The following is a 5181-nucleotide window of genomic DNA, read 5'->3' as shown; positions in this document are numbered from 1 at the left end:
CGGCAACGTGGCCAACGTGGTCGAGATGCGCGATCAGGGCATCAGTGGCACCGTGTATCGCCACTTCGTGTTCAATGCGCATTATCGGAAGCAGCTGAATCTGGGCGACGATTCTCTCGAGCAGTCGCGGGCGGCGGTCAATCGTATCGGCGCCTTCGCCTTGCGCCTGTCCGAGGCCACCTCGGGGACGGCGGCCCTCGCCGATGCGGCGACCAAGGCGGAGAAGGCGTTTCTGGAGGCGCTGTTCGACGATCTGAATGCCCCGGAGGCGTTGGCCGCGCTGTTCACGTTCATCAGCGACGCGAACCGGGAACTCGACGAACAGGGCACCGACCTGCCAGCCTTGGAACGGGCCCGGGCCGCCTTCCGACTCATGGATAGCGTGCTCGACCTCGTCCCGGACCAGGACGTCGACGCGGAATTGGCCGCGTGGGTCGAGGAACGTCTCGGCGCCCGTCGGGCCGCCCGCGAGCGCCGGGACTTCGCCGCGGCCGACGCGGCGCGCGCGGAACTGACGGCCCGCGGCATCCTCATCGAGGACGGCCCCGAGGGGACGCGCTGGCGGAAGGGCTGAGCGGGTATCCGAGCGGGGCTGCTTGAATTCGGGGCCCCGTCGGATTATGCTGCTCGTCTTGTCCGGAGCGGGCCATGTGCCCGTTCTGCTGACGTAGCTCAGTTGGTAGAGCAGCTGATTTGTAATCAGCAGGTCGTCGGTTCAATCCCGACCGTCAGCTCTTTCAAAGCTCGGCAGCCGCGCCCGCCATGGCGCGTCGGAGAGAGCCTCGGTGAGGTACTCAAGTGGCCAACGAGAACAGACTGTAAATCTGTCGGCGCAAGCCTTCGAAGGTTCGAATCCTTCCCTCACCATTGCAGGACCGCTGGCTGTTTTGGCGGGTAGCACCGAAGCACGCGGGAGTAGCTCAGTTGGTAGAGCGCTAGCCTTCCAAGCTTGATGTCGCGGGTTCGAGTCCCGTCTCCCGCTCTGTCGTCAGTGTTCGGATAACCAATCAAAAGCCGCTCGATCCGGTACGCCGGGATCGGGCGGCTTTTTTTGCGGTATCATCGCGGACTTCGACGAATGGTCGGAGTCTTACTAGCCGAACTTCCGTCGCTTGGAGCGCTTGTTCTTGGGCTGGCCCGTTGCCACCGCTGTGGCCGCCCGCCGCGCTTCCGCCCATCCCACGAGACGAGCGGAACAAACCGCACCACGCCTACGTACCTCCGACTACGTCTGTCCCACCTCCCCATGTGTTGTCGACACGGCTCCCGATGACCATATCATTTCTCGCGCTCGCTTTGGTCGTCAGCCCGGCATTCCAGGATACGATTGTTCCGCCGCTGCGTCGTCGGCCACCGACGGCCGCGGAGTACGCCAATGCCTTTCGTGACGAAGAAACGAAGGCCTTCGTGCTGCGCGCGCGGGCCGAGCGGTTGCGGGTGGATTCTTCGCTGGCGTCGTACGGCGCTCGAGCGTACGAACGCATCACCGCCGGCGGCACAATCGGGCCCCTCGGCGGTGAGCGCACGTTGGCCACGCGCGAGTCGGTTGGGGATGTCACGTGGTCGCAGGGCACCGGAGCCTTCATTGAAATGAAGGGGCAACGTCGCGCCATCAACACCACGCTCCGGGTGCCGAATCCGGTGGGTGATCTGCTGGTGCCCGTGCCATGGTATCCGGGCATGGATGCGCTCTGGCTCCCTTCATCGAACGGGCCCACGGGTCGTGCCGGTCGTGAAGAGGCGGTCGATACCACCGGGCTCGTGCACCCCATTTCTTTCGGCAGCGAAGCGTACTACACGTTTGCGCTCGGGGATTCCGTGTCCATCTCGCTCGGCGACGGCCGTCGAGTCGTCTTGCGCGAGTTACGCGCGCGTCCGCGCGCTCCGCGATGGAATCTCACCGTGGGTTCGTACTGGTTCGACAGTGAGCGCGCCCAGCTGGTGCGCGCGGTCTATCGACTGTCGGTCCCGTACGACGTGTGGTTTGAAGTGGACAATGCGTTGGGCAAGGGCGAGAAGGGTCCTCCGTGGTATGTGCGTGCACTGGCGCAGCCCTTGAAAGCCGAACTGAAGGTGGTCACGCTCGAATACGGCTTGTACTCCGATCGATTCTGGCTGCCGCGCATGCGGCGCGTAGACGGAACCGTGCAAGCGGGACCAGCCAAAATGGCCGTGTCTATCGAGCAGGGCTTTCTCTATAACCGTGTCAACGCCGTACCAACGGTCCCGGCTATTCCAACCGCCAACCTCGCGCTGCGTGCGATGTACGATTCGCTCAACACGCCGTGGCAACAGCTGTGGCGAGATCGACGCGCCTTGCGCACGGCGAGCGACACAGCCGCATGGAATGCCAGACGTGAGCGGCTCGAGAAGGGATTTGCGGTCTATAACACGCGGATGCAGCAGCAGCGAGATGCAGACTGCGCGGCCACGGGGGTGCGATACCAAACCAGTACGCGGCTCGGCAATGCCGTGACCACGCGCATTGCCGTGCCCTGTGATATCCAGAAGCTGGCGAATGCGCCGGAGTTGAGCGAAGGCATGTTGGCGGAACGGCGACAGGCCTATGCGTCCACGCTCGACGACGCCACGCGCTCCGCCCTCGGCCTTGGCGAACAGGCCGCCTTTGCGCCACAGCGAATCACGCGGCACGTGGGTCTGGAATATCTGCGATACAACCGTGTGGAAGCGCTCTCTGTGGGTGGGGCGCTTCGCCAGCAGCTTGGTGCCGGGTGGAGCTGGGAAGCCAACGCGCGCGGATCACTTGGCGATCAAACGGTCAACGGCGAGTTCATGGCCACGCGCGCCAACGGGGGGCAGCAGCTCACCGCGTCAGGCTACCGGCGGTTAGTGCAGGCCGATGACTACGGCTTCGCCTTCGGGCCTTTCGCGTCGCTGCAGAACCTGCTCAGCGCGCAGGATGAGCAGTACTACTATCGTGCCGCCGGCGCAGATCTGGTGCTGGCGACGACGGGGCGGGGCACGGGCGCCGTCCGCACCGAGTCTCGACTTTTTGCTGAATGGCAGCAGGGAGTAGGGTCGCAAGCGACTGTTTCGGTGCCGTGGCTGTTCAATCGCGCGAGCACCTTCGATCGGTATGTAAACGATACGGTGCCGTATGAATCCGGGAGCGTGTTGGGTGCGCAATGGCGCTTGCAAGGCGCGCGCGGCATCGACCAAACGGGATGGCGCGTGGCCACGGCGCTGCGATTGGAAGGTGCGGTGGGGGCGTGGGATTACGCACGGGCCGCCGCCGATCTCAGCGTCAATCGTGCGCTGCCCGGTGCGCTTCGCGCGACGCTGCTCACCAGTGGTGGTTCTTCGGCTGGCACACTGCCGTTGCATCGCGGCTGGAACATCGGTGGGTGGCAGACCCTGCGCGGACAGCAGGGTGGAGCACGTCGCGGCAATGCCTATTGGATGGCGCGCAGTGAACTCCAGTGGGCGCGCGCCGGGCGCATTCAACCCGGTCTGTTCTTCGATGCCGGCTGGGCCGGCGACCGTCGCGATCTGGGTAAAGGGGAACGCGTGCTCACCAGCGTCGGTGGTGGTATCGGACTCTTCGGGCTTCCGGTGCGCATCGATGCGGCTCGACCGATCACCGCGAAGGGGAAGTGGCACGTCGATCTCTACGCACCGATTCGATTCTAGGGTTTGGCTCAACTACTGAGAAACCAGTTGACAGGCGATCCCGGTCGCCCTATCCTACTGGAAACCCAGTAGTTTGCCCCCGCCAGCAACCCTCCTGTGACTGACATTCATTTCCCCCCGCGCGAACTGGCCGTCATGTCCGTGCTCTGGAAACAGGGCTCCGCCACGGTCGCCGAAGTCCGCGAGCATCTCGATGAGGAGTTGGCCTACACCTCTGTGCTCTCGGCGTTGCAAACGCTCGAGGACAAGGGATACGTCCATCACGAGCCGGAAGGGCGCGCGTATCGCTATTTCCCGTCGGTGGCGGCAGACAAGGCCGGCAAGAGTGCTATCGGACGCATCAAGGATGCGATCTTCCAAGGCTCCACCGAGCGCATGTTCGCGCAGTTGGTGAGTGACCGAAAGCTCGGCCGCGCGGAGCTGGAGCGGATGCGGGCGTTGCTCGCCGAACGCTTGGGTGACGAACCATGAGCGCCGCCACGGTTTCGCTCGTCGCCAGCTGGATGACGATTGCGCTGGTGATGTCGCTGCTCGTTGCCCTCGCGGCGATGGCTGCACAGCGACTCGCGCTCAATGCCGTACCGGCGCGACTCGTCTGGGGCGTCGCGTTGGTTGGCGCACTGGGCGTGACCGCGACTCAGCCGCTCCGTCGCGCGACATCTGTCTCCGCAACGTCGGCCCTGTCGGCGGCGACGTCGTTAACGCCTATCGTGGGCGTGGCGTACACGCCGAGCCCAATGGATCGCGCCGTCGAGGCCGTCGATCGGATGCTGAGCGCGCCGGCAGAGGCGGTCGATGGGCTGGCCCGAGCGGCGTCATCCGCCGTGCAGTCGCTACCCACGCCGCTCCAGCGGGCGCTCGGGGTGGTGTGGCCCGTTTCATCGCTGCTGGTGCTGCTGGTGTTGGCGCTAAGCTACCGGCGCAGCCGCGCGCTGCTCGGTCGAACCGAACCCGCGTTGGTGCGGAATACGCCGGTCCATCTCAGCGGCACGGTTGGCCCAGTGGTGATCGGTGCGGTCAAGCCGGCGATTGTCGTGCCGTGGTCGCTGTTGGAGCGCTCGATTGAAGAGCAAGAGCTGGTCGTGGCGCACGAACAGGCGCATATCGACGCCCGCGATCCACTGCTGCTGCTCGCCGGATGCCTCGTCGTCGCCCTGATGCCCTGGAACGTGGCCGCTTGGTTCATGCTCGGGCGGCTCCGACTCGCCATTGAACTCGATTGTGATGCCCGTGTGCTGGCCCACGGTGCGTCCACCCGGCGCTACGGACAGCTCCTGATCGAGCTCTCCGCCGCTACGCCGCTGCCGCGGATCCCTCTTGCCGCGCCGGCTTTTTCTTACCGTCCATCACATCTCGAACGGAGACTTCGCACCATGACTGCTCGTCCAACTCGCTTCCTCGCGGCACGTCGTGCCGCGGCACTGCTGGTGTCGTCAACTGCCCTGCTCGCCGCCTGTGGCGCCGAGCTGCCTACCTCCGCCGAACTGCAGGGAATGGACGTGGCCAAGGCGGAGTCGCGCCTTGGTCGGG

4 protein-coding genes and 3 tRNA genes are annotated in these 5181 nt (G+C 65.1%); all 7 read left to right on the top strand.

Annotation, left to right across the window (positions count from 1 at the left end; translation table 11 throughout):
- Nucleotides 1-574, top strand: a 574-nt coding sequence (locus ACIRA7_RS14750; protein ID WP_396221609.1) for a DALR domain-containing protein, incomplete at its 5' end; no start/stop codon positions are given.
- An 87-nt stretch (nucleotides 575-661) separates the two neighbouring features.
- Nucleotides 662-734: transfer RNA gene (locus ACIRA7_RS14745), tRNA-Thr, on the top strand.
- 50 nt (nucleotides 735-784) lie between these two features.
- Nucleotides 785-867, top strand: a tRNA-Tyr gene (locus tag ACIRA7_RS14740).
- 42 nt (nucleotides 868-909) lie between these two features.
- A tRNA-Gly gene (locus tag ACIRA7_RS14735) sits at nucleotides 910-982 on the top strand.
- Between the two features lie 287 nt (nucleotides 983-1269).
- A complete protein-coding gene (locus ACIRA7_RS14730) occupies nucleotides 1270-3651 on the top strand; it encodes a hypothetical protein (protein WP_396221608.1) in 2382 nt (793 codons plus the stop codon).
- A gap of 96 nt (nucleotides 3652-3747) precedes the next feature.
- Complete coding sequence (locus ACIRA7_RS14725) at nucleotides 3748-4122, top strand: BlaI/MecI/CopY family transcriptional regulator (RefSeq protein ID WP_396221607.1); 375 nt, start codon at nucleotides 3748-3750, stop codon at nucleotides 4120-4122.
- The coding region (locus tag ACIRA7_RS14720) for a M56 family metallopeptidase (protein ID WP_396221606.1) at nucleotides 4119-5181 on the top strand (1063 nt) is incomplete at its 3' end. The genes ACIRA7_RS14725 and ACIRA7_RS14720, both read left to right, overlap by 4 nt.

It is taken from the genome of Gemmatimonas sp., assembly GCF_044376735.1.
In the GTDB taxonomy this organism is placed as follows: Bacteria; Gemmatimonadota; Gemmatimonadetes; order Gemmatimonadales; family Gemmatimonadaceae; genus Gemmatimonas.
Note: the sequence above shows the minus strand (reverse complement) of the source record. Positions and strands in the feature narration are given on the sequence as shown.

Coding starts and splice junctions, on each gene's coding strand:
- ACIRA7_RS14730 (WP_396221608.1), top strand. CDS start 1,270: ATGACCATATCATTTCTCGCGCTCGCTTTGGTCGTCAGCCCGGCATTC.